Consider the following 26,047-nt stretch of genomic DNA (forward strand, 5'->3'; position numbering starts at 1 on the left):
CTTCGCCTCCCCTGGAGCGCGGAGGGCGTTCCGCGTTTCACCCGGCCAGGATTTCCCTGAGGGGCCCCGTTGTTACGCCGTCCGGAGCACGTGGTGGCGGTCGGCTGCGGTCTAACCTGGGTCCCACCTCGCCTCGCGTAGAGAGGCCGCGCCGATGGGACGTCACTCGCCGGACGGAAGACGACGCCGGCTGCTGGTTCCCGTCGTGGCCACGGCGCTGGTGCTCGTCCTCGGGGCCGGTGCCTGGGTCACCGTTTCCGTCGTGACCGCAAAACCGCCGTGTCAGCAGCCGGTGCAGGTGCTGGTCACCGCGTCCGCCGACATCGCGCCCGCGCTTTCGCTCGTCGCTCGGGGTCTCGACCTGCCGTGCGCCTCGGTCGCGGTGGAGACACGGGAGGCGACGCCGGCCGCCGAGCGGCTCGCGCTCTCCGACGGCAGCTCGCGGGCGCAGGTCTGGGTGCCGGACTCCACCCTCGCGCTGCGCCGCGCGCGTCAGCTCGGCGCCGCCGACGTGCCCGAGTCCGGGGCGTCGGTGGCCAGCTCGCCCGTCGTGCTCGCCGTCGCCGAAGACGTGGCCAAGGGTCTCGGCTGGCCCGAGCGCACGCCGAGCTGGACCGACGTCCTGGGCGCGCCGGGGGCCGTCCCGGGGATCCCGGACCCGGCCCGCGACGCGGTCGGCGCGTCGGCGCTGCTCGGCCTGCGGGAGACCGTCCGGACCGCGGCCGAGCCCGCGGCCGCTTACGTCGCCCTGCTGCGGCGGTTTTCGGCGAACACGCTCGGCGGTGAGACCGACCTGATCGCCCGGCTGCCGGGCTCGGGCGACCCGAGCGGCACGGCCGCGGTGACGACCTTCCCCGTGTCGGAGAACTCCTTGCTGCGCCACAACATCGAGGACACGGCGTCGCCGCTCGTCGCCGTCTACTCGACCGCCGTGCCGACGCTGGACTACCCGTTCGCCGAGCTGGGCGGGATCACCCCGGCGCAGCGACCGGTCGTCGAGGCGCTGCGGGACGCGCTGCTCGGTGACGCCGGCGCCGACGCCATCACGAAGACCGGCCTGCGCGCCGCGGGCGGGCAGGCGCTGCGCGACCACGCCGACGACCCGCGGGTGGCCCCGGCCGGCATCCGCACCGCGAACCTGCCGCCCGCCGCGAGCGTCGACGAGCTGCTCGGCCAGTGGGCCGGGGTCAACCTGAGCGCGCGGGTGCAGGTGCTGCTGGACGTCTCGGGGTCGATGAACGCGCAGGTGCCGGGCACCGGGCTGAACCGGATGCAGCTGACGACGCAGGCCACCGCCAAGGCCCTGCACCTGTTCCGGCCGACGACCCGGCTGCGCATGCTGGCGTTCTCGACCCGGCTCGACGGCGACAAGGACTACCGCGAGATCCTGCCGATGGCCGCGGTGTCCCAGCACCTGGCCGACGGCGCGCTCGAGAAGCTGAGCCGGCTCAAAGCCACGCCGAACGGCGGAACCGGGCTCTACGACAGCATTCTCGACACGTACCGCACGGCGCGGCGCGAGTGGGAGCCCGGCCGGCTGAACCTGGTCATCGTGATGACCGACGGCCGCAACGAGGACCCGCACGGCATCTCCCGCGCGGACCTGCTGGCCGAGCTGGCGAAGCTGCAGGACCCGCGCCGCCCGATCCCGCTGATCGGCGTGGGTGTCGGCCCGGACGCGGACCAGCCCGAGCTGGACCAGCTGACCGCGGCGACCGGCGGGCAGGCCTTCGTCGCCCCGGACCCGGCGAAGATCACGGGCGTGTTCTTCGCGGCCCTGAGCCGGATCGCCGGTGGTTAGAGGTGCGGAATGACCTTCGCGAATTCCTGGTGGTCGGCCTCGATCACCGAGAAATAGCTGAAGCCGAACTTCCGGTGGTTGTACCGGACCTGTTCGGCGATTTCTTCGACGGTGCCGATGAGCAGGCTCGGCGCGTGGGAGATCTGCCGTGTCTCCATCCCGAGCAGGTTCGCGAACTCGGCGGCGGCCGTTTCGCGGTCGTCGGTGACGATCACCTTCGCGATCTGGAGGTTGAACTCGACGTCGCCGGCCCGGGAACCCAGCGCCTCCTGGGCCACGGCGACGTGTCGCGCCACCTCGTCGTGCTCGGCGATCCGGAGGGTGACGCCGTCGGCGGCCTTCTCGATCCCGGTGAAGCCGATGATGTCCGCCACCGAAGCGGTGTAGCGCAGCATGCGGGGACCCCGGGCGCCGATCAGCAACGGCGGCGGGGGCGCGCCGGCCTCGGTCACGGCCGCGTGGATCGCGTCGACGATCGTCTCGAGGTGGGTGATGCGCTCGCCCGGGCTCTTCCACTGCAGGCCGGCGGACTCGACCTCGGTCCGGTCGTACCCGGTGCCGAGCCCCAGTTCGAGCCGGCCCTCCAGCAGCGTGGCCGTCGTCGCGACGTCCCGCGCGAGGATCAGCGGGTTGTAGAAGGCGGTGTTGAGGACCAGCGTGCCGGCGCGGGCCTTTTCCGTCGCGGCGGCGGCGAGGACCAGGCCCGGGAAGGGCGACGGCGTCGCCGGGTGGTCCCGCGCGACCCGCGGGTCGGGCGCCACCAGGTGGTCGGGCATGGAGATCACGCTGAAGCCGGCGGCCTCGGCCGCGCGGCACTTCTCCGCCCACTTCGCGCCCGGCGCGGGGTAGGTCATGTTCACACCGAAGCGAAGCGGCCGCTGCGTCGGGTCGGTCATCACGCGCTCCTCAGTGTTGTGCGCCGGCGCAGCGGGAACCCGGCCGCGTGGTACACCGCGTCGATCAGCTCGGCGGTGGCCACGGTGTCGTCGAGCCCGTACGGGAACTCCGCTCCCGAGCGCAGGTGCGCCCGCAGCGCTTCGAGCTGGAAGTAGTAGCTCGCGTCGGTGCCGAGCTGCTCGGTGCGTTCCCCGTCCGGTCCGGTGACGACGATCCGGTCGTCGAACTGGGGGAGGACCGGGTCGCAGACGAGCGCCTCGCCGCGCTCGCCGACCACCCGGGCGCTGCTCGACCAGACGACGTCGGCGTCCATGTCGCAGTGCAGGTAGCCGGTCGCGCCGTCGGGGAACAGCAGGTCGGCGGTGATCGAGCTGTCCACCCCGGGCGAGCGCTCGGTGCCCGAAGCCGTGACGACCTTCGGTTCCCCGCCCGCGAAGACGCCCAGCTGCCGCTGGAGGTGCAGCGCGTAACAGCCGAGGTCCATCAGCACCCCGCCGGCGAGGTCCCACGACCACCGCAGGTCGCCCTCGGGCGGCGGGAGCATGCGCACCGACGTCTCGACGCGGGTGATCCGGCCGAGCTCACCGGAGCCGGCGATCTCGAACAGCCGCCGCAGCACCGGGTGGTGCATGTTGTGGACCGCTTCCACCACGACGACTCCGGCGTCGCGGGCGACCGCGGCGACCTCCGCGGCCTCGGCCGCGTTGGCCGCGAACGGCTTCTCGACGAGGACGTGCTTGCCGGCGGCAATGGCCGCGCGGGTCCACGCGCCGTGCATGCCGTTGGGGAGCGGGACGTAGACCACCTCGACCTCGGGGTCGGCGAGGACCGCCGCGTAGTCGTCGTGGACCTTTTCCACCTTGTGGGCCGTGGCGAACGCCTGGGCCCGCCCGCGGTCCCGCGCGGCGACGGCCACCAGCCGGTCGCCGCTCGCCGCCGCGGCCTGGCCCATCGCGTAGGTGGCGATCGTGGCCGCGCCGAGGATCCCGAACCGCAGCGGATCGCCGCCGGGAGCTTTTGCGTCACTCACGAGCTACTCCTTCGGTCGGCGGGTCGCGTCGACGGTAGGGCGGCCGGATCCGCACCGGCGACTCCGTGAGTGCTCAAAATGGCGTCGAGTGAATCACTAGCGCCGGAAATTATGCTCACAAAATGACAATTCAGCGACTCGACCACGTCGGCGTTGTTGTCGATGACCTTCCGGCAGCGATCGCCTTCTTCCTCGAACTCGGCATGGAAAAGGAGGGCGAGGCGGCCCTGCGCGGCGACTGGGTCGACCGGGTCGTCGGGCTCGACGACGTCCGGGCCGAGATCGCCGCCGTGCGGACACCGGACGGCCACGGCCGGATCGAGCTGACGAAGTTCCTGACTCCGCCGGCCCACGACGGCAACCCGGACGCGCCCGTGAACACCCTGGGCGGTCACCGTCTCACGTTCGCCGTCGAAGACCTCGACGACGTCCTCGCCCGCCTCGCCACCCACGGCGCCCGGCTCGTCCGCGAAGTGGCGCAGGTGGAGGACTTCTGCCGCTACTGCTACGTCCGCGGTCCCGAGGGCATCATCGTCGGGCTGGTCCAGGAGCTCTGAGCCACGCTCAGAAGGTGGCGATGGGGTTGACCGGGCTGCCGGACGTGCCGGCGAACCGAATCGGCGCGAGCGCCAGCTGGAAGTCCCACTGACCCAGCTCTTCCGCCGTCGTCGCGCACGCCTCGAGGTCGCAGTTGTCCAGCAGCCACAGGCCCATCGCGACCAGGCCCACGGCGTGCACCGGCATCAGCACGTCGCGGTAGCCCGACGGCTGGACGTCCTGCGGGGTGTCCGCGCCGATCAGCGCGACCCCGCGTTCGTGCAGCCACGGCAGGCAGGAGGCGTGCCAGCCCGCCTGGGTGAACCCGCCGTCCGGGCCGGACTCGTGCCGGGAGCGGCCGTAGCCGGTCCGCAGGAGCACCGCGTCGCCCGGCTGCACGCGCACGCCCTGGCGGCGCTCGGCTTCCTCGAGGTCCTCGGGGAACACGCCTTCGCCCGCTTCCAGCCACGGCACGTCACGGACCTTCGCGACGTCCAGCAGGACACCCCGCGTGACGATCCCGTCCGCCGCCGCGGTGACGGCGCCCCACGCCGAGCCCGTCTCTTCGTCGACGAGCGAGTGCGGCCGCCCGTTGTACATCTTCCCGTCCCAGAAGATGTGGCACGGCGAATCGACGTGGGTGATCGTGTTGCCGTGGAACAGGATGCCGAGGTGCTCGTTCGAGTACCCCCAGCGCCGGTCGTTGCGGAACAGCACCGGCATGTGCTCGGCGCCCGGCATTTCGGCCGAGCACGGGCACGACGTCGTCGACCGCGCCATGTCGTCCGGGACGGCGACCTCCCACGCGCACGACACGCTCTTGCCGTGCCGCACGGCCCGCGCGGCCGCCAGCCGGACGTCGTCGGTGATGTGGTTCAGGGTGCCGATTTCGTCTTCGTCGCCCCACCGTCCCCAGTTCGACAGCGTCTCGAAGTAGCCGAGCACGTCGTCCTGAGTCGGCATCAGCCGCCCTGCCGTCATCCGAGCCTCGACTCCTCCGGTCACGCTGCCGGCGGTCGCCGGTCACAGAGAGCGTAGGGCACGCGCGCGGACCCCGCGTCCCGGCGGGGGGCCGCAGTCCAGGAGATGCCCGGGGGGCCGGGCGGGCCGGAGACTGGCCTGGATCTGACACGCGTCGACACTCCTGATCCGGGGTCCGGGCTTCGATGCACATCGCCACCCCGCCAACCGGAACGTCGCCACCACGATCCGATCTCCCACCACCACCACAACAGCACTCCCCGGCACCTGGATTCCCCAGCGCCCGAAAGACGTCCAAGGAGTTCCACCATGCGCGTGGCTTTCACCATCTGGCCGGCACCGGCACACCTGTACCCCATCGTCCCGCTCGCGTGGGCGCTCAAGGCGGCCGGCCACGAAGTGGTCGTGGCCACCCACCCGGCGATCGCCGCGGAGACGGCGTCGATGGGCCTGACGCCCGTTTCGGTCTGCGAAGCCGACAGCACCCCGCTCCTCGGGCCCGCTTCGCCTTACGTCACCGAGCGGGAGGACCTCGCGAAGATCACCGCGGGGCTGGACTTCGGCCCGGACGACCCCGACCGCGAGCACTGGGACGTGCTGACCCAGTACTACGTGCCGTCGATGTGGGACTTCCTGCCGTACCGGGCCGACCCGGCCACGGAGATGCCCGCCATGGACGGCCTGGTGAGCTTCTTCCGCACCTGGCAGCCCGACCTCGTGCTCTGGGACCCCTGCATGCCCGGCACCGCCGTCGCCGCGGTCGCGGTCGGCGCCGCGCACGCCCGGTGGTGGACCGCGCCCGACGTCTTCTGCCGCAGCATGGACACGATCGCCAAGGTCAACGCCCGCCCCGGCGGTGAGCACGTGGACAACCCGATCGCCGAGACCATCCGGGGGATGGCCGAGCGCTACGGCGTCGAGGTCAACCAGGAGCTGCTGGTCGGGCAGTGGACGGTGAACCCGCAGCCGCCGGCCATCGGCCCCGAGATCTCCGCCCACGTGCTGCCGATGCGCTGGATCCCGCACGTCAAGCAGCAGGTCCTCCCCGACTGGATCTACCCGAAGCCGGAGCGCCCGCGCGTCGCCATCTCGCTCGGCCTGTCCGAGCGGTCGTTCATGGCGGGCGGCTGGTCGCACATCCCCGCGCTGCTCGAAGCCGTGTCCACCTTGGACATCGAGGTTGTCGCGACGCTCAACGACAAGCAGCTGTCCGAGGTCACCAAGATCCCCGACAACGTGCGCGTGGTCGAGTACGTCCCGCTCAACCAGCTCATCTCGACCTGCGACCTGCTGATCCACCACGGCGGCATGGGCACCGTGCTGCCCGCCATCGCCAACGGCATCCCGCAGATCGTCGTCGACTTCGTCGGCAACGCGATCTTCGCGACGCCGGACTCGGGCGAGGGGAAGATGGGCCGTTCGCGGTACAGCCTCGGCCCCGCGTTGGCCCGCTACGCCACGGACTCCGGCGCCGGTCTCGTCATGAACATCACCGAGCCCGACCCCCTGGAAATGCGCCGGCAGATCCTCGAGGTCCTCGACGGCGAGTCGTTCAAGGAAGGCGCGAAGAAGATTTACCGGAACTGGCTCTCCACACCCAGCCCGAGTGAATTCGTTCCCGTTCTCGAGCGCCTCACCGCCGAACACCGGACCCGGTGACGACGGCCTGCCGATAATTGCAACGGCGAAGCAATAAGCGAGACGACGGCGGAATTCGGTCGCCGTACGGTGGCTCTACCGCAGAACCGTACGGCCCGAGTCGCTTCGCGCTGTCGTCCACCGAGTTTCCCATTGTCCAAAGGAGTTACGTCGTGAGTGACGGAAGAACATTCTGCCAGACGTGCGGGGACGTCGAGGTCCGCGAGTTCCTGTCGCTCGGCCTGCAGCCCGCGGTCCACTTCCTGGCGAACCAGGAGGAGGCGGAGAACGAGCAGGCCTGGCCGCTCGCGCTCGGATTCTGCGAGCAGTGCAGCCTGGTGCAGGTCATGGAGTCGGTCAGCGAGCGCATCCTGTTCGCCGGCGACGACTACCACCACATGGCCGGGCTGACCGCCGGCTACCGCAAGCACCTGCAGGGGCTCGCCGACAAGCTCGCGGAGCTGTACACGGGGGCCACCGGCCGGACCGTCGTGGAGATCGGGAGCAACGACGGCAGCCTCCTGGACGCGCTGGCCGAGCGCTCGTTCGACGTCCTCGGGGTCGACCCGGTCGGCGCCCCGACCGCCGCCGGCTCGCCCGTGGTCCGGGACTACTTCGGCTCGGCGCTCGCGGCGGACCTGCGCTCGAGCCGCGGACCGGCGAACCTGGTGCTGGCGCTGAACACGTTCGCGCACGTCACCAACCTGCGCGACGTCCTCGACGGGGTCACCGCGCTGCTCGCCGGCGACGGGCTGTTCGTCACCGAGTCGCACTACCTGCCGGACCTGCTCGAGGACCTGCAGTACGACTTCGCCTACCACGAGCACTCGCGGTACTACTCGCTCACGGCGTTGGACGCGGTGTTCAAGCTCCACGGTCTCGAGGTCGTCCGGGTCGAGCGCATCCCGACCCACGGCGGGTCGATCCGGGTCTACGCCGGGTTCGAGGGCGCCCACGAGATCCACGAGTCGGTCACGCAGCTGCGCGAGTTCGAGAACGGCCTGAAGCTCACGGACTCGATGATCTACACCAGGTTCGCCGACCGGGTGAAGGACCACCGCGACCGCCTGGTCGGGCTGATCCAGGAGCTGAAGAGCACCGGCGCCCGGGTCGCCGCGGTGTCCGCGCCGGCGCGGGCGATCACGATGTTCAACTACTGCGAGCTGGGGCCCGACAAGATCGACGTGGTCTCCGAAATCAGCCCGCGCAAGGTCGGCAAGCTGTTCCCCGGCACCCACACCCCGATCATCAGCCAGGAGGAGCTGTGCGGGGACGGGCAGCCGGAGTACGCGCTGCTGATGTCCTGGCACATCGCGGACGAGGTCATCGCCAACCTGCGGAAGTCCGGCTTCCGCGGCGCGCTGATCCAGCCGTTCCCCGAACTGAAGATCATCGACGGCTGAGTCCCGCGGTTGCCGCCCGGCCGCGTCCCGGCGGCGGCATCGACCCCGGTCCTCCGGACGGTTCAGGCATCACCCGGTCGAGCTTCGGCGGCGCCCCCGCCGGACTCGGCCGTGCCGTCCGGAGGCCGGCCGGGTGCTCCGCCGGCGGCGCCTGGCCGGCTGAGTGTGTTCCACCATCGGTCGATCGCCCGCCTCGTGTCGGAAACCAACATCACCACCCACTGATTGTTAGTGTCTGACTACACGCGGAAAAAGTCAACCGTCTCACCGGCGAAAAAATCACGACTTTGGGACAGGGCCTGGGGGGCTCGGACCTGGTGGTCGCTTCTCCTCCTTTGCCCGGTCGTCGTACTACCGAAAAAATGTGCCCGGCAAGTCGAAAGATGGACCGCACCACGCTCGGGCCGACAATTGTTCGACCGTTTTGCCCGGCATCCACGGTGTGACGACTTGACCGGCTGCCAAACGATTGTCAGACCGAGCTTTTTCTCTCGATGGAGACGAGATGCGAGCTGTATCCGACTACAAGGATCCCTCGGTGGCCGTCCTGGGCTTCGGCTACGTGGGGTCGTGCATCGCGGCCACGCTGGCCGACCTCGGGTTCGACGTCGTCGGCGTGGACGCCAACCCGGAGCTGGTCGAGGAGTTCGACCGGGGCCACTGCCGCTTCCAGGAGGCGGGCCTGGCCGAGGCGATCTCCCGCGCCCGTGCGGCCGGCAAGCTGCGGATCACCACCGACACCAGCGCGCTCGGCACCACCGACGTCGTGCTGATCACGGTGGGCACCCCGGTGCTCGAGGACGGGTCCCTGGCCGACGAACAGCTTCGCGGCGCCTGCGTCGAGGTCGGCAAGCACCTGCGCGAGGGCCAGCTGGTGGTGCTCAAGAGCACCGTCCCGCCGGGCACCACCCGGGGCGTGGTCCGGCCGATGCTGGAGGAGCAGAGCGGGCTGACCGCGGGCGCCGACTTCGGCCTCGCGTTCACCCCGGAGCGGCTCGCCGAGGGCACCGCCATGCGCGAGGTCCGGACGCTCCCGATCGTGGCGGGCGGCCTGGACGCGGACAGCACCCTCGCGGTCACCCGGTTCTGGCGCGAGACCCTGGGGGTCGAGGTCATCCCGCTGGACAGCATGGAGGCGGCCGAGGTCGTCAAGCTGGCCAACAACTGGTGGATCGACCTGAACATCGCGCTGGCCAACGAGCTGGCCAAGTTCTGCGCGCTCTACGGCGTGGACGTGCTCGACGTGGTCCGGGGGGCCAACACGATCACGAAGGGCAACGGGCGCGTCAACATCCTGCTGCCCAGCGTCGGCGTGGGCGGCTCGTGCCTGACCAAGGACCCGTGGATGGTCTGGGCGTCGGCCCGCCGGCACGGCGTCGACATCCGCACGGCCGCCGCGGGCCGGGACGTCAACGCCGGGATGCCCGAGTACACCGCACAGCTGGCCATCGACACGCTCGCCGAGCTCGGCAAGGACCCGACGCAGGCCACGGTGGCCGTGCTCGGCCTCGCGTTCAAGAACAACACCGGCGACCTGCGGGCCACACCCACGCAGGGGATGATCGAGGTGCTGCGCAAGACCGGCGCCACGGTGCGGATCCACGACCCGCTGGTCGACCCCCGCCTGGCCGAGGACCTGTTCGGCTTCGCGCTCACCGAGAACCTCGACGACGCCGTGCGCGACGCCGACTGCATCGCCGTGCTGGCGCTGCACCGGGACTTCGAGGACATCGACTTCGCGGCGCTGCCGGTCGCGGAGTCCTGCCTGGTGCTGGACGGCCGGGCCTACTACGGCAAGGACAAGATCGACGCGCTCAAGGACCTGGGGTACGTCTACCGGGGGATCGGCCGGGGCACCACGCCGGCCGTCGCCGGCAGTGCCCCGGGTGCGGCCGAAGAAGGGGAGTTGGCGGCATGACCAACGTCGTCGAGTTCTCGACCGGCCGCCGGGCCGTGGTCACCGGGGGCAACGGGTTCATCGGGGGCCACCTGGTGAAGCGGCTGGTCGAACGGGGTGACCGGGTCACCGTCTTCGACGGGGCGCCGCCCGCGCGGCCGGTCGCCGGCGGCCGGGTCCAGTACGTCCAGGGCGACATCCGCGACGCGGCCGCGATCTCCGCGGTCATCTCCGACGACGTCGACGTCGTCTACCACCTGGCCGCGGTGGTCGGCGTGGACCAGTACCTGGCCCGCCCGCTGGACGTCATCGACATCAACGTCATCGGCACCCGCAACGTGCTGGAGGCGGCCCACCGCGCCGGCGCGAAGCTGATCCTGGCCAGCACCAGCGAGGTGTTCGGCAAGAACCCGGCCGTGCCGTGGCGCGAGGACGACGACCGGGTGCTCGGCTCCACCTCCTCGACGCGGTGGGTCTACTCCTCCACCAAGTCGGTGACCGAGCACCTGACCTTCGCGTTCGTCCGCCAGCTCGGGCTGGACGCGACGATTGTGCGCTTCTTCAACGCGTACGGCCCCGGCCAGCGGCCCGCCTACATCGTCAGCCGGTCGGTCCACCGGGCGCTCAACGGCGAGTCGATGGTGGTCTACGACGAGGGCACGCAGACGCGGTGCTTCACCTTCGTCGAGGACGCGGTGGAGGGCACGATCCTCGCCGCGACGCACCCGGACTCCCGGGGCGAGGCGTTCAACATCGGCAGCATGGTGGAGACCACGGTCGGGGAGGTCGTCGGCCTGATCGGCGAGCTGACCGGGGCCCGGACCGAGGTCATCGACGTCGACACGACGAAGAAGCTGGCCTCCTACGAGGACCTGCCGCGCCGGATCCCGGACACCACCAAGGCCCGCGAGATCCTGGGCTGGGAGTGCCGCACGTCGCTGCGGGACGGCCTGGCCGCCACGATCGCGTGGGCCCGGGAGAACGACTGGTGGCTGCAGCAGCCCGACAGCGGGGCGGCCTGAGCGCTCATTCCCGCGTGATGCCCGCCGGACCGCGGGCATCACGCGGGGACCGCCGCCGGAGCACGGCGTAGACAGCCAGGATCACCGCCAGGCTGACCAGGCTCAGGTACAGCTGGGCGCGGGTGTCCGCGTCCACGAACAGCATCGAGGCGACCACGACGAGCGTCAGCGCCAACGTCAGCCAGCTGAGCCACGGGTAGCCCCACATCCGCAGCTTCAGCTTCTCCGGCGCCGTTTCCTCCAGGCTGCGCCGCATCCGCAGCTGCGAGCCGCAGATGATCGCGTACACGAACAGCGCCACCGCGCCCGCCGAGTTGATGATGAAGTAGAAGATCTTGTCGGGGGAGATGTAACTCATCACCACGGCGACGTAACCGACCGAAGTGGACACCAGGATCGCCTTCCAGGGCACACCGCGGCGGTTCGTGTCCGCGATCCAGGACGGCGCCCAGCCGTGGCGGTGCAACGCGAACAGCATCCGGGATGCCGTGTACAGCCCCGAGTTCAACACCGACAGCGCGGCCGTCAGGACGACCGCCGACACGATCGTCGCCGCCGCGGGGACGCCGAAGCGGCCGAACGCGGCTGCGAACGGGCTCGTCTCGCTCGGCACCTCGCGCCACGGCGTGATCATCACCAGCAGCGCCACCGAGCCGACGTAGAACACGATCACGCGCCAGACGATCGTCGACGTCGCCTTGCGCACGGCCGTCTCCGGCTGGTCCGACTCGGCCGCGGCGATCGTCACGATCTCCGCGCCGAAGTAGGAGAAGATCACGATCACCACGCCGTGGACGACGGAAAACCCGCCGTTCGGGACGAAGCCGTCGAGCCCGATGTTGCCCACCGAGAAGTGCGCGCCCGGCCAGAGCCCGAGCACGAACAGCAGGCCCAGCACCAGGAACACGACGATGGTGGCGACCTTGATCGAGGCCAGCCAGAACTCCGTCTCGCCCGAACGAGCGCGCCGACGCCAGGTTCGTCGCCGTCAGCAGCAGCATCAGCGCCAGCGAGAACACCCATTGCGGCACACCGGGAACCCAGCCCTGCAGGATCTTCGCGCCGGCGACCGCTTCGAACGCGACCACGCCGACCCAGAAGTACCAGTACAGCCAGCCGATCGTGAAGCCCGCCCAGCCGCCGAGCGAGTCGCGCGCGTACTCCATGAACGAGCCCAAGGACGGCGCCGCGGTCGCCATCTCGCCGAGCATCCGCATGACGAGCACCACGAGCAGCCCGCCGAGCGCGTAGGAGAGCACGGCGGCCGGGCCGACGGTGTGGATCACCGCGCCGCTGCCGATGAACAGGCTCGCGCCGATGATGCCGCCGAGGGCGATCATCCGGACGTGCCGCTGCCGGAGCTCGGGCTTGAGGCCCTGGGTCTTCGCCGTCACGGTGGGGAATTCTCGCACCCGAGCGCAACCCCGTGAAGAGATCAGCTCGTCAGGATCTCCGACTTGCGCTGCACCAGGTACGCGCCGCCGAGCAGGATCGCCGAGCCGAGCAGCTGGACCCAGGTCAGCTCCTCGCCGATCAACGCCCAGGCCGCGACGGTGGTGATCACCGGCTCGACCAGGCCGAGCACACTCGCCACCGACGCGGGCAGGTGCCGCAGCGACGAGATCCCGAAGACGTAGGCGAGCACCGTCGCGACCAGGATCAGCAGGACCATCAGCAGCCACACGGGCGGCTGCCAGGACCCGAACTCGACGTCCACGGCGAGCAGCTCGACCGGCCACGTCCACGGCGGCGCGACGAGGCTGATCAGCACCGCGCCGATCACCATGCCCCAGGTGACCAGGCCCAGCGGGTCGATGTCGGCGACCGCGCGTTCGCCCAGCAGGAAGTACCCGGCCGAGCACACCGCCGCGCCGAGGCCCGCGAGCAGCCCGACGCCGTTCAGCGTCACGCCCTGCCAGACCTGCGCGACCAGCGACAGGCCCACCATGGCCAGCGCGATGCCGCCCCAGACCGAGCGGGGCAGCCGGTGCCGCCGCACGAACCGCACCCACAGCGCGATGAGCACCGGCGAGATGAACTCCAGCAGGATCGCGATGCCGACCGGGATCCGGCCCGCGGCGACGAAGTAGAGCAGCTGCACCCCGGCGACGCCGAGCAGGCCGTAGCCGGCCAGGACCGGCAGCTCGGCCCGGCGCACCCGCAGCTTCCGCGGCGCGACCAGCGCCACGCCGATGAGCAGGACGACGCCGGCCAGGCCGATTCGCATCGCGGCCACCTGCTCCGGGGTGAACCCGGCGGACATCGCGGACTTGCCCAGCGTGCCCGACGTGCTGAAGAACAGCGCCGCGAGCAGGACGAGCGTGGTCCCGCGGCCGCGGTGGGCGACCCGGGGTGGCGCGAGGACGGGGAGCTCGGTGGTCACCACCGCGACTGTAGGGGCCGATCAGGTGACTGCCAAAGTGGTTTTTCCGGTTATTCCGCCTGCTTCAGCCCGGTCGCGACGTGCGTGGTGATCGTCGCGAGCCGGCGCCCCTGGACCCGCAGCGCGCCGAGGGCGAGCTCGTCCGGCGCGGCGGACTTGCGGGAGACGAACGAGCCGCCGTACGGGTTGCCGGACTCCATCAGGTGCGGGTCGGTGTAGCCGAGCGGGACGACGATCGCGCCCCAGTGGTAGAAGACGTTGTTGATCGCCAGCAGCGTCGACTCCAGGCCGCCGTGGCGGGTGGACGCCGTGGTGAACGACGTCGCGACCTTGTCGGCCAGCTTTCCCTTCGCCCACAGGCCACCCGTGCTGTCCAAAAAGGACTTCAGCTGGGCGGCCGGGCCGCCGAACCGGGTCGGGCTGCCGACGGCGAGGCCGTCGGCCCAGACGAGGTCGTCGAGCGTGGCCAGGGCGTGGTGCGGGCCCGAGTCGATCCAGGCCTGCCACCGCGGGTTCTGCGCGATCGCCTCGGCGGGCACGGTCTCTCGCACGGTCCGCACCCGGACGTCGGCCCCGGCCTCCCGCGCACCGGCGGCGAGCGCCTCGGCGAGGGCGGCGGTGTTCCCGGTCGAGCTGTAGTAGACGACGAGTATCCGTGTGCTCACGTCCGCCGACTCTAGGGGTTTGAAGCAGGTGTCTCAGGATCCGGACGGCGGCCGCTGCGGCTTCCACGGGCTGACGGTGTCGGTCGGCCGCGTGGGGTCGTGGAAGCGCGGCCGGTCGAACTCGCCGGCACGCAGCGGGACGAGGCCGTCGGCGATCGCCTGCATGATCTTCGCGTGCGCGCGCACCCCGGCGCCGGGCCGCGCCGGCTCGACGTCCGAGAGGTCGACGGGCTCGCCGAAGTGGACGCGGAACTTCGGCCGGCGCAGGGGAGCGCTGAGCCCGGAGCGGGCCAGCGGGACCAGGTCGGCCGGGCCGTTGACGGTCTCGGTGCCCCAATAGACGGCTTCGTGCGCGCCCCACTGGCTGATCGGGATTACGGGCACGTCCGCGGCGAGCGCGAGCCGGGCGGCGCCGGTCTTGCCGCGCTCCGGCCACAGGCCCGGATCGTGGCTGATCCGGCCCTCGGGGTAGACGATGAGCGGCTCCCAGGTGGTCTTGAGCGCCTCGACGGCCTCGGCGAACTGCCCGACGGCGGTGCTCGCCTGCTTCCGGTCGACCCGCAGGTGGCCGCTGACCCGCAGCGCCGGCCCGATGACGGGGGCGTCCAGGATGCCGCCGGCCAGCATGAACCGCGGGTTGATCCCGATCCGCTTGCAGGCGGCCATCAGCACGAAGGCATCAAAAACGCCGATGTGGTTCGCGGCCATCAGCAGCGGCTTGCCCCGCAGCCGGGCGGGGATCCGCCCGCTGACGGTGAGCCGCCCGACGAGGTTCACCAGCCCCCGGTCGATGTTCAGCATGGTCCGCCAGATGGCCGGGGCACGGCGGGACGAGTCGTCGGTGCGCAGCGCGAACATGCGCAGAGTTTGGCAGACGCCGATTTCACCCGGATGCGCACTGGCTGGTGGGGTGGGTGGTCGGTTCGCGCGGGACGGGTAGAGCGCGAGTGGCCCTTTTGTGCGGTGCGGCGGGTGCGAGTGGCCCTTTCGTGCGGTGCGGCGGGTGCGAGTGGCCCTTTCGCGCTCTGCTGGCGGGCGCGAGTGGCCTGTTCGTGCGGTCCGGCGGGCGCGAATGGCCCCTTCGCGCGGTTGGGCTCGGGTGCGAACGGCCCGTTCGTGCTCTGGTGGCGTCGCGAGTGGCCCGTTCGTGCTCTGAGGGGCGGTGCGAGTGGCCCTTTCGTGCGGTGTGGCTGGTGCGAGTGGTCCCTTCGCGAGGCCCCCGGCGGGCGCGAGTGGCCCTTTCGCGCGGTCCGGCAGGTGCGAGTGGCCCGTTCGCGCGGCCCAAGCGGGCGCGAGTGGCCCGTTCGTGCTCCGGCTGCGGCGCGACCGGCCCGTTCGCACCCCCCCCACCGGCGCGAACGGCCCTTTCGCGCAGCCCACCCCTTCACCCGGATGGCCGCTCAACCCCCACCGTGAGGCAGAAGTTCACCCTGCGCTGAGAGTGGCGCATGGGACGAAAGGCAACGGCCGGTTACCGTTGAAGGCATGGCTGGGTCGGCGACGAGGAAGCGAAGCACGGGAAGCGGCACGAAGGGGGCAGCGGCGCATAAGCCGCGTACACCCGCGAAGCCACGTACCTCCGCAACCCGCAAGCCGGCTCCCCGAGCGCGCCGCAAGACGCCCGGGATCTTCGGCAAAGGGGTCCGCGGAACCTGGAACCTGCTGGCCAAGGGCATCGGCACGCTGGCCAGGACGGTCGGCCGCACCCGGGAGCTCGAACCCGAACACCGCCGGGACGGTCTCGCACTCGGGCTGATGGCGCTGGCCATCGTCGCCGCCGTCGGGGTCTGGTGGCGGGCGGCCGGCCCGATCGGCGCCGGGGTCGAGATCGCGACCCGGACCGTGCTCGGCGCCGGGGCCGTGACTCTCCCGCTGGTGCTGGTCGTCGTCGCCGTTGCGCTCATGCGGTCCGAACCGCATCCCGAAACACGGCCGCGGATGGTGATCGGCACGATCATGGTCGTGCTGTCCGTGCTCGGGATGCTGCACATCTTCACCTCGCTCCCGGCCACCAACGACGGCCGGATGTACGCCGGCGGCATCATCGGCGCCTTCTCCGGCGGGCTGCTGACCATGGGCGTCACCACCTGGGTCGCGGTGCCGATCCTGATCCTCGCGCTGGCCTTCGGTGTGCTCGTCTTCACCGGCACGCCGGTGCGCGAGATCCCGCACCGCCTGCGCAACTGGGGCCTCGACGAGGACGAGATCGCCGAGGCGGACCCGAAGTCCGGCTTCGCGACCGACGAGGACGCCGTCACCGAGGCCGACCCGAAGTCCGCGCGGCTGCGCAAGCCGTCGCGCCGCCGTCAGGCCGCCGACGCCAACGCCGAGCAGCTGGACATCGACGCGATGCTGGCCGAGGCGCCGACGCCGATCAAGCCGCCGAAGGCCGCACCCAAGCCGGTCGAGGTGCCCGAGAAGAAGCCGAAGAAGGCTCCGGAACCGCCGCTGGCCGTCACGCGGACCGTCGAGGGCGACTACCAGCTCCCGCCGCCCGACCTGCTGAAGCTCGGCGACGCGCCGAAGTCCCGCAGCAAGGCCAACGACGCCATGATCGAGGCGATCACCGGCGTGCTGGAGCAGTTCAGCATCGACGCCCAGGTCACCGGCTTCACCCGTGGCCCGACGGTGACGCGCTACGAGGTCGAGCTCGGCCCGGGCGTCAAGGTCGAGAAGATCACCGCGCTGACCAAGAACATCGCCTACGCCGTCGCGACCGACAACGTCCGGCTGCTGGCGCCGATCCCCGGCAAGTCCGCGGTCGGCATCGAGGTGCCGAACTCCGACCGCGAGATGGTCCGCCTGGGTGACGTCCTGCGCGCGCCGTCCACGGTCAAGGACAACCACCCGATGGTGATCGGCCTCGGCAAGGACATCGAGGGCCACTTCGTCACCGCGAACCTGACGAAGATGCCCCACCTCCTGGTCGCCGGCTCCACCGGTTCCGGTAAGTCGAGCTTCGTCAACTCGATGCTGGTCTCGCTGCTGGCGCGGGCGACGCCGGACGAGTGCCGGATGATCCTGATCGACCCGAAGATGGTCGAGCTGACGCCCTACGAGGGCATCCCGCACCTGATCACGCCCATCATCACCCAGCCGAAGAAGGCCGCCGCCGCGCTGGCCTGGCTGGTGGAGGAGATGGAGCAGCGCTACCAGGACATGCAGGTCAACAAGGTCCGGCACATCGACGACTACAACAAGAAGGTCAAGTCCGGCGAGATCACCGCGCCGCCGGGGTCCGAGCGCGAGTACCGGCCGTACCCGTACATCATGGCGATCGTCGACGAGCTCGCCGACCTGATGATGACCGCCCCGCGCGACGTCGAGGACGCGATCGTCCGCATCACCCAGAAGGCCCGCGCGGCCGGCATCCACCTGGTCCTGGCGACGCAGCGGCCGTCGGTCGACGTCGTCACCGGCCTGATCAAGACCAACGTGCCCTCGCGGCTGGCGTTCGCGACGTCGTCGCTGACCGACTCGCGGGTCATCCTCGACCAGCCGGGCGCGGAGAAACTGATCGGCATGGGCGACGCGCTCTACCTGCCGATGGGCGCCGGCAAGCCGGTCCGCATCCAGGGCGCGTTCGTCGGCGACGAGGAGATCTCCTCGGTCGTCAACTACGCCAAGGAGCAGGCACAGCCGGACTACCAGGACGGCGTCACCGCGCAGAAGGCCGGCGAGAAGAAGGAGATCGACCCGGACATCGGGGACGACCTGGACGTGCTGCTCCAGGCGGCGGAGCTGATCGTGACGTCCCAGTTCGGCTCGACGTCGATGCTGCAGCGCAAGCTCCGGGTCGGCTTCGCCAAGGCCGGGCGGCTGATGGACCTGCTGGAAAGCCGGGGGATCGTGGGCCCGTCGGAGGGCTCGAAGGCCCGCGACGTGCTGATCAAGCCGGAGGAGCTGGAGTCGGTCCTGTTCATGATCCGCGGCGGCGACCCCGTGCCCTCGGATCCGGACGACGAGTAGCGGCCCTGGCTGATGCTTCGAGCCGTTCTGTGCGGTTTACTGGTACAGAACGGCTCGGAGTTTCGCCAGGGAGGTGATTAGAGTGCTGCGTAGCTTCCGGTTGGGCAACCATCGCTCGTTCAGGGACGAGCAGGAGCTGCTGCTCATGCCAGCCTTGCCGGGTGATGAGCGACCCGCGGTGCCGGTGGCCGCTGTGTACGGCGCCAACGCCTCCGGTAAGTCGAACCTCTTCAAGGCCATGACCCTGGTGATGGGTGCCGTGATGAACCGGCATGTCCCGAACCCTTACGGTGGTCACGACGTAGTGGCCGTCCAGGACCCGTTCCGGCCGAATCCCGATGTGGCGCCGCAGCCGTCGACGTTCGTCTTCGAGCTGATCGCCGAAGGTGTCCCGTACACCTACGGCTTCCTCCTGAGCGGAGACGAAATCCTTGAAGAGTGGCTCTACTCGTACCCGGAGAAGCGGAAGCGAGTTGTTTTCGAGCGCGACCGGGAAGGCATCAAGTTCGGCACGACGGTGGCTGATCTCAAACCGAAGCTGGATGTCCTGGAAGAACTTATCCGGCCGACGGCGCTGTTCCTGAGCGTGTGCGACCGGCTCGAACTCGGCCCACTGATGCCGGTCTACCGATGGTTCTGTTCCGGGCTCCTGGTCAACGGCCTGGGCCGTGGGTGGTTCGACTCGGGATTCGTGCAGCGGGTTGTCGGCGACTACCTGCTCGGGAATCCGGAGAAGTGGCAGCGCATGGTCACGCTCCTCAACTTAGCCGATGTCGGCATTGTGGACGTCGTCGTTGAGCAGCGACACGATTCGCCTCATCAGCGCCACGGAGCGTTCAACATGGAGCTCAAACTGCTCCATGGACCCAGGCGCGAGAGGTTCGACTTCGACGACGAGTCTTCGGGGACGCGCAACTGGATCGGCCTTCTGCCGCAGGTGCTGTCGGCGCTGGACGAAGGACTCGTCCTCCTGGTCGACGAGATCGACGCGAGCCTGCACCCGCTGCTGACGGCGAAACTGGTGGGCTTGTTCCAAGACCCCGAGCTGAACACCCGCGGTGCTCAGCTGATCTTCACCACGCATGACACCAGCCTGCTCGGGACCATGCTCGGCGAGCAGGTGCTCGACCGGGACCAGATCTGGTTCGTCGACCGGGACGCGGAAGGAGCGAGCAGTCTTTATCCGCTCTCGGACTTCAAGCCACGCAAGGACCAGAACACCGAACGGCGCTACCTCGCGGGCAGCTACGGTGCTGTGCCGGTGCTGGGTGATTTCGCGGGGGCGCTGCGCAGCCGATGAATCGTCGCGAAAACAGCGGTCGGCGCCGAGCGTCGTTCCGTGAGCCCCTCCGGTCGATACTCGTCGTCTGCGGTGCGAAGGCGACTGAGCCCGCTTATTTCGACGGGCTGAAGCGGTCACGGCGAAACCCGGCCGTCACGATCAAGATCAAGGCGAAATCGGCGGATCCCTTGGCCGTCGTGAAGTACGCGGCCGACCTCGGAAGCCGCACCGGGGCGGAGTACGACGAAATCTGGTGTGTCGTCGACGTCGACGAATTCGACCTCGACAGGGCAGTCACAGTGGCTCGGCAGCTCGACGTGAACCTGGCGATCTCGAACCCGTGCTTCGAGTACTGGCTGCTGCTCCATTTCGAGGCGTGCGCGGCTCCGCTCACCTGCTACGGCGACGTCGAGAAGCGGCTGCTGCGACATGTCCCCGGCTACCGGAAGTCGGCGCTCAAGTTCGACGACTACGTCCACGGCGTCGCCGCTGCGGTCGAGCGAGCCCGGCACCCGGAAGCGGGTCACGTCCGCAACCCCTCCACGCAGGTCGGGCTCCTGGTCGAGAAGATCGGCTGAGTCGGTGCAACCCGTCCGCGGACCCGTTCCGTCCTGAGCACATGGACCTGCAGCGCATCGCAGCCGGACTGTTCGCCTTCGCCGTCGTGGCGGCCGGCGCCGGGAGCGCCGTCGCCTCCGGGCAGGCTCCGGCCCTGCCCGGCCGGCCGCCGGCGTCGTCGACCGTGAGCACCGCCCCTGCCGGGGACGTCACTCTGCGCCTCGGCCAGGAGGCCGCCGTGCAGGGGAAGGACCTGAGCATCCGGTACACGCGCGTCGTCAGCGACTCGCGGTGCCGGCCGAACATGACCTGCGTCTGGCAGGGTGAGGCCACCCTGGCCTTCCTGCTCAGCGAGCCCGGCCGTGGCGAGAGCACCACGGCCGAGCTGCACAGCGGGCCGCGCACCGGCCCGCAGGCCACCACCTTCGCCGCCAGCCACGTCGAGCTGGTCTCGGTCAGCGAAGACGGCGGAGAGGCCACCGTCCGGATCAGCTGAGCGGCGTGCCCCAGTGGTCGAGGTAGGCCACCTCCGCCAGCGGGACCCGCGGGGCCGGCTTGAAGTCGGGCACCGTCGTGTACGCCACCGGCAGCAGCCCGGCCTGCGTGTACCCCTCGGGCACCCCGAGGATCTCCGCCGCCTCGGCCTCGCGGGAGAGGTGGTACGTCGTGAGCGTCGAACCCAGGCCGCGCGAGCGCAGTGCCAGCTGGAAGTTCCAGACCGCCGGGAAGATGCCGCCGTAGAAGGCCGCGTCCACCGCGTTCTCCCCGGCCGGCCGCCCCTGCAGGCACGGGATCACGAACACCGGCACCCGCTCGATCACGTCGACCAGGTGCCGCCCGGACGCCAGCGCCCGGGACTCGCCTTCACCCGCCCGCTCGGCCAGGTACGCCTCGCCGACCTCGCGGAAGAGCACGCCCAGCCGGTTCTTGACACCCTGGTCGCGCACCACCAGCCAGCGCCACGCCTGGACGTTGCCGGGGGTCGGGGCCTGCAAGGCCAGGTTGAGGCACGCATCGAGGACCTCGGGCTCGACGGGCCGGTCGAGGTCGAGCTTGCGGCGCACCGCGCGGGTCGTGCTGAGCAGGTGATCGATCTCCATGCCCCCATCCTGGCCCGGCCCGCGCCGGCCCGGGCCAGGGGAGGACTCAGCCGCCGAACTTGCGGACCGCCTGGTAGTACGTCCAGGCCGCGCCCTTGCACGCCACGTTGGACCCGCAGACGCTCTTCAGGTCGGAGTACAGGTTGTCGTCGATCTTCAGCCGGTTCGCCTCGCTGAACCGGCCCTGCTTCTTGTAGTTGCGGTAGCCGAAGTCGTGCCGGTGGCAGCCGGGCAGGAACTGCCAGCCGAACGGCGTGTCCGGCGACCAGGAGCAGCCGTCCGACGACCAGTCGAGCTGGCCGTTGTAGGGCGCCTGGTTCCGGATCGACTCGAAGCCGGACAGGGAGGTGGAGAAGAGGTACTGGTCGGTGACCGTCGGAATGTCGACGGCCGCGGCGGTGCCGGTGCCCAGCAGGGCGCCCGCGCCGACAGAAACGGCCACCGTCAAGGTGGCCCCCAGGTTCCGCAGTGTCGTGCGCATCGTGTGTTCCCTCGCCGATCAGGTGGACGATTGCCTGATCAGCTTCGGGCCTCGGGTGGCGCTCGTCACCGCCCGAAAGAAGGTTGTTCGGAAAATTTCCCTCAGAGTTCGAGCAGCATGCGTGAATTGCCCAGGGTGTTGGGCTTGACGTAGGGCAGGTCGAGGAACTCGGCGACGCCGGTGTCGTGCGAGCGCCGCATCTCCTCGAAGACCTCGTGCGACACCGGGGCGCCGTCGATCTCCACGAAGCCGTGGCCGGCGAAGAAGCTGGTCTCGAAGGTCAGCACGAACAGCCGCCGGAGACCGAGCTCACGCGCCTCGTCGACCAGCCGGCCCACCAGCACCCGGCCGATCCCCTGGCCGCGGGCGGCCTTGTCGACCACGACCGTGCGCAGCTCGGCGATGTCCTCCCAGAGCACGTGCAGCGCGGCCGCGCCGACGACCTCGCCCGCGGTCTCGGCCACCCAGAACTCCTGGACCGCCTCGTACAGCGTGACCAGGTCCTTCTCCAGCAGGACGCGGCCCGCGTCCGAGTCGACGAGGTCCTTGATCTTGCGGACGTCGGCGATCCGCGCGCGGCGGACGGTCGGGCGGGGCGAGTCGGACGGCACGATCGTCAACACTGCCACATTGCCCGGCGGCCGCGCCGACACGACCGGGCTACGCCGTCGTCGGCGCGCCGGGACCCGGCGGCTACCCTGAACGTCGTGCCTTCTCCCACCACGGATCCCAGTGCCACCCGACGCGTCTCCCTGCTGACCCTGGGCTGCGCCCGCAACGAGGTCGACTCGGAGGAGCTGGCGGGCCGGCTGGCGGCCGGCGGCTGGGAGCTGGCGGCCGATCCCGAGGACTCCGACGTCGTGGTGGTCAACACCTGCGGCTTCGTCGAGTCGGCCAAGAAGGACTCGGTCGACACGCTGCTGGCGGCCTCCGACACCGGCAAGAAGGTCGTCGCCGTCGGCTGCATGGCCGAGCGGTACGGCCACGAGCTGGCCGACAGCCTGCCGGAGGCGGACGCCGTCCTCGGCTTCGACCACTACGCCGCCCTCTCCGACCGCCTCGACGACGTCGTCGCCGGGCGCAAGGTCGAGTCGCACACGCCGGGCGACCGCCGCAAGCTGCTGCCGATCAGCCCGGTGCAGCGGCCCGCCGCGGCCGAGACCGTCGAGGTCCCCGGCCACGCGCAGCACGGCTGGGGCCCGCGGGTGCTGCGCACGCGTCTGGACGACTCGCCGGTGGCCGCGCTGAAGATCGCGTCCGGCTGCGACCGGCGCTGCTCGTTCTGCGCCATCCCGTCGTTCCGCGGCTCGTTCGTGTCCCGGCAGCCGGACGAGATCGTCGCCGAGGCGATGTGGCTGGCCGAGCACGGTGTCAAGGAGCTGTTCCTGGTCAGCGAGAACTCGACGTCCTACGGCAAGGACTTCGGCCGCGACGGCGCCACCGCGCTCGAGCGGCTGCTGCCGCGGCTGGCGGAGATCGACGGGATCGAGCGCGTCCGCGTCTCGTACCTGCAGCCGGCCGAGACGCGCCCGCAGCTGGTCAAGGCCATCGCGACCACGCCGGGCGTCGCCGAGTACTTCGACCTGTCGTTCCAGCACTCCAGTGAGCAGGTGCTGCGCCGGATGCGCCGGTTCGGCTCGACCGACTCCTTCCTCGCGCTGACCGAGCAGATCCGCGAGTACGCGCCCGAGGCCGGCATCCGCACCAACGTGATCGTCGGGTTCCCCGGCGAGACCGAGCACGACCTGAGCGAGCTGGAACGCTTCCTGACCGGCGCGCGCCTCGACGCGGTCGGCGTCTTCGGCTACTCCGACGAGGACGGCACCGAGGCCGAGACCTTCGACGGCAAGCTCGACCCCGAAGAGGTCGCCCGGCGCGTCACGCGGATCTCTGCGCTGGTCGAGGAGCTGACCGCGCAGCGCGCCGAGGACCGCGTCGGCACCTTCGTCGACGTGCTCGTCGAGCTGGACGACGACGGCGAGCTCACCGGCCGCGCCGCGCACCAGGCCCCCGAGGTCGACGGCGAGTGCGTCATCCTCGACGCGCCGGAGAAGACCGAGGTGGGTGACTTCCTCCGCTGCGAGGTCGTCGACTCGGCGGGTGTCGACCTGGTCGTCCGCGCGGTGCCGGACGCCGACCGGTGAGTGCGCTCCCCAGCGACGCCGCCGACGAGGGCCTGAGCCCGGACGCCCCGGCGCCCGCCCAGGTCCCCGAGCCGACCCCGGTCCCGACCCTGAACATCGCGAACCTCCTGACGCTCTCGCGCCTGGTGCTGGTGCCGCTGTTCGTCGTCGCGCTGTTCACCGGCGACGGCGTCGACACCACCTGGCGCGCGATCGCCACCGGGCTGTTCGCCGTCGCCTCCGCTACCGACCAGCTCGACGGCTGGGTGGCCCGCAAGTACGGCCTGATCACCGACTTCGGCAAGATCGCCGACCCGATCGCGGACAAGGCGCTCACCGGCGCCGCGCTGGTGGGCCTGAGCATCCTCGGCATGCTCGGCTGGTGGGTCACGATCGTCATCGCGGTCCGCGAGATCGGCGTCACGCTGCTGCGGTTCTGGGTGATCCGCCACGGCGTGATCCCGGCCAGCCGCGGCGGCAAGGCCAAGACGATGGCCCAGATCGCCGCGATCACCGCCTACCTGCTGCCGCTGCCCGCCGGGGCCGACCCGGTCCGCTGGGCGCTGATGGGTCTCGCGCTGGTGCTGACCGTCGTCACCGGCGTCGACTACCTGGTCCGGGCGCTGCGGCTGCGGGCGGCCGGCCGCCGGGTCACCGGGAGCTGAGCGGTGGCCGACGAGCAGGCCGCGGCGCTGGTCAAGGCCCTCGTCGCGCGCGGGGAGACGGTCGCCGCCGCCGAGTCGCTGACCGCGGGGCTGGTCTGCGCCACCCTGGCCCAGGTGCCGGGGGCGAGCGCGGCACTGCGCGGCGGCCTGGTGGTCTACGCCACCGAGCTGAAGACGCGGCTGGCCGGGGTGGACCCCGAGCTGCTCGCCGAACACGGCGCCGTGCACCCCGAGGTGGCGGCCCAGCTCGCCGAGGGCGCCCGCGACCGCTGCGGCGCGACGTGGGGCCTCGGGCTCACCGGCGTGGCCGGGCCGTCGCCCCAGGACGGCGTCGGGCCGGGGACCGTGCACGTCGGTCTCGCGGGGCTGGGAACACGCACAGTCCGTACGCTGGCCTTGAGCGGTGATCGCGACTTGATCAGGACCCGATCGGTCCAGGCGGCGTTTGCCCTGCTCGGGGAACATCTGGCGTGAACCGGGCGTTCGCCCTTGGCGTACGGGGTCACCAACTCCTGCGCCCGGGGGGCCGCTCTGGGTAACGTAGGGGGTACTTGTACGGAAGGGAGGCGCGTGATGACCGTGCTGTTGCGTGAGGCGATCGGTGATCGGCTCCGTCATGCCCGCACCAACCAGCGTCGTACGCTGCGCGACATCTCCCGCGCCGCCAGGGTCAGCCTCGGCTACCTCTCGGAGGTGGAACGGGGCCAGAAGGAGGCGTCGAGCGAGCTGCTCGCGTCCATCTGCCAGGCTCTGGACCTTCCGCTCGGCGAACTGCTGCACAAGGTGGCGGCGGACGTTTCGGCCCTCGACAACGTCGAGGTCGCACCGGTCGACGAGCGGATCGTGGAGGGCGCGCCCCGGGAGAAGGTGCCCGAGCGCGGCGCCAAGGCTTCCGCGGCGGGCATCGAAGGCGGCCGCCTGATGTCGGAGCTGATCGGCAACGACCTCGCCGACCTGCGGGTGTCCCCGCCGCCGCGGATGAACACCACCCTGCGCACGACGATCGGCCAGCCGAAGCTGGCCTCGACGATCGCCGCATAGTCACGAATCGGACACGACGGACGGCCTCGGGCAGTGTGCCCGGGGCCGTTTCGCGTGGGTTCGGTGAGGCGCCGAGGGTGGGTTCGGCGGGTCCGGGGGCGGGTGGGTGCTCGTGGGCCGCTGCGACGGCTTTCGGCTGCGCGGCCTGGTCCGGGGCATCGCCTCGGCCGACCGCGGCCCGTTTTCGCCGGATTTCCACGCGCCCGCCCCGCCAACCCGCCGGGCCCAGGCACGTCGCGCAGGGCGGTTTGGGCCGGTCCGGGGCCGGGCGGGCGCTCGTGGGGCCGCCCGGTGAGCCTGCCGGGAGGATTTCGGCCGCCCGACCTGGCCCGGGGCATCCTCCGGCAGCCCACGGCCCCTTTTCCGCCGGATTTCCACTCCCCACCCCGGGCAACCCGTCCGGGGCCGGGCGCGTTACCTACCGGGGTGATCAGGGGGCGAACCCTGAAATCCTCCGGGGTCGCCTGGAATGGACGTGGCCGACCTGACACGATGGAACCCGACGCCGGGGTCGGTGCGTTGCTAGTGCAGGGGAGTGACGCCCCACCCCGAGGACTACTCAAGGCCCGTGGGA

General features: G+C 70.8%; 23 protein-coding genes and 1 pseudogene. 14 read left to right on the forward strand and 10 right to left on the reverse strand.

Going from position 1 to position 26,047, the window contains the following annotated elements; genetic code table 11:
• Positions 1-154 precede the first annotated feature (154 nt).
• Positions 155-1,801 carry a VWA domain-containing protein gene (locus tag ACZ63E_RS07515; RefSeq protein WP_465335175.1) on the forward strand — a complete coding sequence of 549 codons (1,647 nt, stop codon included), beginning with the start codon at positions 155-157 and terminating at the stop codon, positions 1,799-1,801.
• Here the strand turns inward: ACZ63E_RS07515 and ACZ63E_RS07520 are convergent.
• Together ACZ63E_RS07520 and ACZ63E_RS07525 are read right to left on the reverse strand one after the other, a co-directional pair.
• Entirely contained in the window at positions 1,798-2,697 is a 900-nt protein-coding gene (locus ACZ63E_RS07520; RefSeq protein ID WP_465335177.1) for a TIGR03621 family F420-dependent LLM class oxidoreductase, read from the reverse strand. The genes ACZ63E_RS07515 and ACZ63E_RS07520 overlap by 4 nt on opposite strands.
• Positions 2,697-3,728, reverse strand: coding sequence for a Gfo/Idh/MocA family protein (locus ACZ63E_RS07525; protein WP_465335179.1), 1,032 nt, complete (start codon positions 3,726-3,728; stop codon positions 2,697-2,699). Before ACZ63E_RS07525 ends, ACZ63E_RS07520 begins: the two co-directional genes overlap by 1 nt.
• Positions 3,729-3,850: 122 nt before the next feature.
• Between ACZ63E_RS07525 and ACZ63E_RS07530 the strand changes: the two genes are divergently transcribed.
• The gene (locus ACZ63E_RS07530; RefSeq protein WP_465309832.1) at positions 3,851-4,285 is read left to right on the forward strand and encodes a VOC family protein; all 435 of its coding nucleotides are present in this window, start codon (positions 3,851-3,853) and stop codon (positions 4,283-4,285) included.
• 7 nt (positions 4,286-4,292) lie between these two features.
• Here the strand turns inward: ACZ63E_RS07530 and ACZ63E_RS07535 are convergent, their stop codons facing one another.
• On the reverse strand, positions 4,293-5,246 hold the full coding sequence (locus ACZ63E_RS07535; protein WP_465335181.1) for a cyclase family protein: 954 nt from the start codon (positions 5,244-5,246) through the stop codon (positions 4,293-4,295).
• Between the two features lie 309 nt (positions 5,247-5,555).
• On the opposite strand from ACZ63E_RS07535, the gene ACZ63E_RS07540 reads away from it, so the two are divergent.
• The 4 genes from ACZ63E_RS07540 to ACZ63E_RS07555 all read left to right on the forward strand — a co-directional run bounded on the left by ACZ63E_RS07540 (position 5,556) and on the right by ACZ63E_RS07555 (position 11,206).
• A complete protein-coding gene (locus tag ACZ63E_RS07540) occupies positions 5,556-6,905 on the forward strand; it encodes a nucleotide disphospho-sugar-binding domain-containing protein (protein WP_465309834.1) in 1,350 nt (449 codons plus the stop codon).
• Positions 6,906-7,057: 152 nt separating this feature from the next.
• Positions 7,058-8,287 (forward strand): class I SAM-dependent methyltransferase, encoded by a 1,230-nt coding sequence (locus tag ACZ63E_RS07545; protein ID WP_465335183.1) that lies wholly within the window; start codon positions 7,058-7,060, stop codon positions 8,285-8,287.
• A gap of 505 nt (positions 8,288-8,792) precedes the next feature.
• A complete protein-coding gene (locus tag ACZ63E_RS07550) occupies positions 8,793-10,205 on the forward strand; it encodes a nucleotide sugar dehydrogenase (protein ID WP_465335185.1) in 1,413 nt (470 codons plus the stop codon).
• A complete protein-coding gene (locus ACZ63E_RS07555; protein WP_465309837.1) occupies positions 10,202-11,206 on the forward strand; it encodes an NAD-dependent epimerase/dehydratase family protein in 1,005 nt (334 codons plus the stop codon). The genes ACZ63E_RS07550 and ACZ63E_RS07555 overlap by 4 nt, the downstream gene beginning before the upstream one ends.
• 4 nt (positions 11,207-11,210) lie before the next feature.
• On the opposite strand, the pseudogene ACZ63E_RS07560 reads toward ACZ63E_RS07555, so the two are convergent.
• The 4 genes and pseudogenes from ACZ63E_RS07560 to ACZ63E_RS07575 all read right to left on the reverse strand — a co-directional run bounded on the left by ACZ63E_RS07560 (position 11,211) and on the right by ACZ63E_RS07575 (position 15,112).
• Positions 11,211-12,546 (reverse strand): annotated as a pseudogene (locus tag ACZ63E_RS07560) (amino acid permease).
• 95 nt (positions 12,547-12,641) lie between these two features.
• The gene (locus ACZ63E_RS07565; RefSeq protein WP_465335187.1) at positions 12,642-13,589 is read right to left on the reverse strand and encodes an EamA family transporter; all 948 of its coding nucleotides are present in this window, start codon (positions 13,587-13,589) and stop codon (positions 12,642-12,644) included.
• A gap of 50 nt (positions 13,590-13,639) precedes the next feature.
• Positions 13,640-14,254: an NAD(P)H:quinone oxidoreductase gene (gene wrbA, locus ACZ63E_RS07570; protein WP_465335189.1), complete on the reverse strand. Its 615-nt coding sequence runs from the start codon at positions 14,252-14,254 to the stop codon at positions 13,640-13,642.
• A 33-nt stretch (positions 14,255-14,287) separates the two neighbouring features.
• Positions 14,288-15,112 (reverse strand): lysophospholipid acyltransferase family protein, encoded by an 825-nt coding sequence (locus ACZ63E_RS07575; protein ID WP_465335191.1) that lies wholly within the window; start codon positions 15,110-15,112, stop codon positions 14,288-14,290.
• A gap of 627 nt (positions 15,113-15,739) precedes the next feature.
• Between ACZ63E_RS07575 and ACZ63E_RS07580 the strand changes: the two genes are divergently transcribed.
• The 4 genes from ACZ63E_RS07580 (at position 15,740) to ACZ63E_RS07595 (ending at position 20,559) form a co-directional block, all read left to right on the forward strand.
• Positions 15,740-18,223 carry a DNA translocase FtsK gene (locus ACZ63E_RS07580; RefSeq protein WP_465335193.1) on the forward strand — a complete coding sequence of 828 codons (2,484 nt, stop codon included), beginning with the start codon at positions 15,740-15,742 and terminating at the stop codon, positions 18,221-18,223.
• Between the two features lie 82 nt (positions 18,224-18,305).
• The gene (locus ACZ63E_RS07585) at positions 18,306-19,523 is read left to right on the forward strand and encodes an AAA family ATPase (protein WP_465335195.1); all 1,218 of its coding nucleotides are present in this window, start codon (positions 18,306-18,308) and stop codon (positions 19,521-19,523) included.
• Positions 19,520-20,083, forward strand: coding sequence for an RloB family protein (locus tag ACZ63E_RS07590; protein ID WP_465335197.1), 564 nt, complete (start codon positions 19,520-19,522; stop codon positions 20,081-20,083). The genes ACZ63E_RS07585 and ACZ63E_RS07590 overlap by 4 nt, the downstream gene beginning before the upstream one ends.
• A 41-nt stretch (positions 20,084-20,124) precedes the next feature.
• Positions 20,125-20,559, forward strand: coding sequence for a hypothetical protein (locus ACZ63E_RS07595; protein WP_465309842.1), 435 nt, complete (start codon positions 20,125-20,127; stop codon positions 20,557-20,559).
• Here the strand turns inward: ACZ63E_RS07595 and ACZ63E_RS07600 are convergent.
• From ACZ63E_RS07600 to ACZ63E_RS07610, 3 genes are all read right to left on the reverse strand, one after another.
• A complete protein-coding gene (locus tag ACZ63E_RS07600) occupies positions 20,552-21,163 on the reverse strand; it encodes a nitroreductase family protein (RefSeq protein WP_465335199.1) in 612 nt (203 codons plus the stop codon). The genes ACZ63E_RS07595 and ACZ63E_RS07600 overlap by 8 nt on opposite strands.
• A gap of 46 nt (positions 21,164-21,209) precedes the next feature.
• The gene (locus ACZ63E_RS07605; protein WP_465309844.1) at positions 21,210-21,644 is read right to left on the reverse strand and encodes a phospholipase; all 435 of its coding nucleotides are present in this window, start codon (positions 21,642-21,644) and stop codon (positions 21,210-21,212) included.
• 101 nt (positions 21,645-21,745) lie between these two features.
• Positions 21,746-22,264, reverse strand: coding sequence for an amino-acid N-acetyltransferase (locus ACZ63E_RS07610; protein WP_465309845.1), 519 nt, complete (start codon positions 22,262-22,264; stop codon positions 21,746-21,748).
• A gap of 87 nt (positions 22,265-22,351) precedes the next feature.
• Here ACZ63E_RS07610 and rimO point away from each other — a divergent pair, with 87 nt between their 5' ends.
• The 4 genes from rimO to ACZ63E_RS07630 all read left to right on the forward strand — a co-directional run bounded on the left by rimO (position 22,352) and on the right by ACZ63E_RS07630 (position 25,473).
• A complete protein-coding gene (rimO, locus tag ACZ63E_RS07615) occupies positions 22,352-23,788 on the forward strand; it encodes a 30S ribosomal protein S12 methylthiotransferase RimO (protein WP_465309846.1) in 1,437 nt (478 codons plus the stop codon).
• Positions 23,785-24,432, forward strand: a complete 648-nt coding sequence (pgsA, locus tag ACZ63E_RS07620; protein WP_465309847.1) for a CDP-diacylglycerol--glycerol-3-phosphate 3-phosphatidyltransferase — start codon at positions 23,785-23,787, stop codon at positions 24,430-24,432. Before rimO ends, pgsA begins: the two co-directional genes overlap by 4 nt.
• Before the next feature lie 3 nt (positions 24,433-24,435).
• On the forward strand, positions 24,436-24,906 hold the full coding sequence (locus ACZ63E_RS07625; protein ID WP_465335201.1) for a CinA family protein: 471 nt from the start codon (positions 24,436-24,438) through the stop codon (positions 24,904-24,906).
• Between the two features lie 99 nt (positions 24,907-25,005).
• Positions 25,006-25,473 carry a helix-turn-helix domain-containing protein gene (locus ACZ63E_RS07630; RefSeq protein WP_465309849.1) on the forward strand — a complete coding sequence of 156 codons (468 nt, stop codon included), beginning with the start codon at positions 25,006-25,008 and terminating at the stop codon, positions 25,471-25,473.
• Positions 25,474-26,047: the final 574 nt, after the last annotated feature.

The sequence above is a fragment of the Amycolatopsis sp. NPDC104819 genome, from assembly GCF_055583145.1.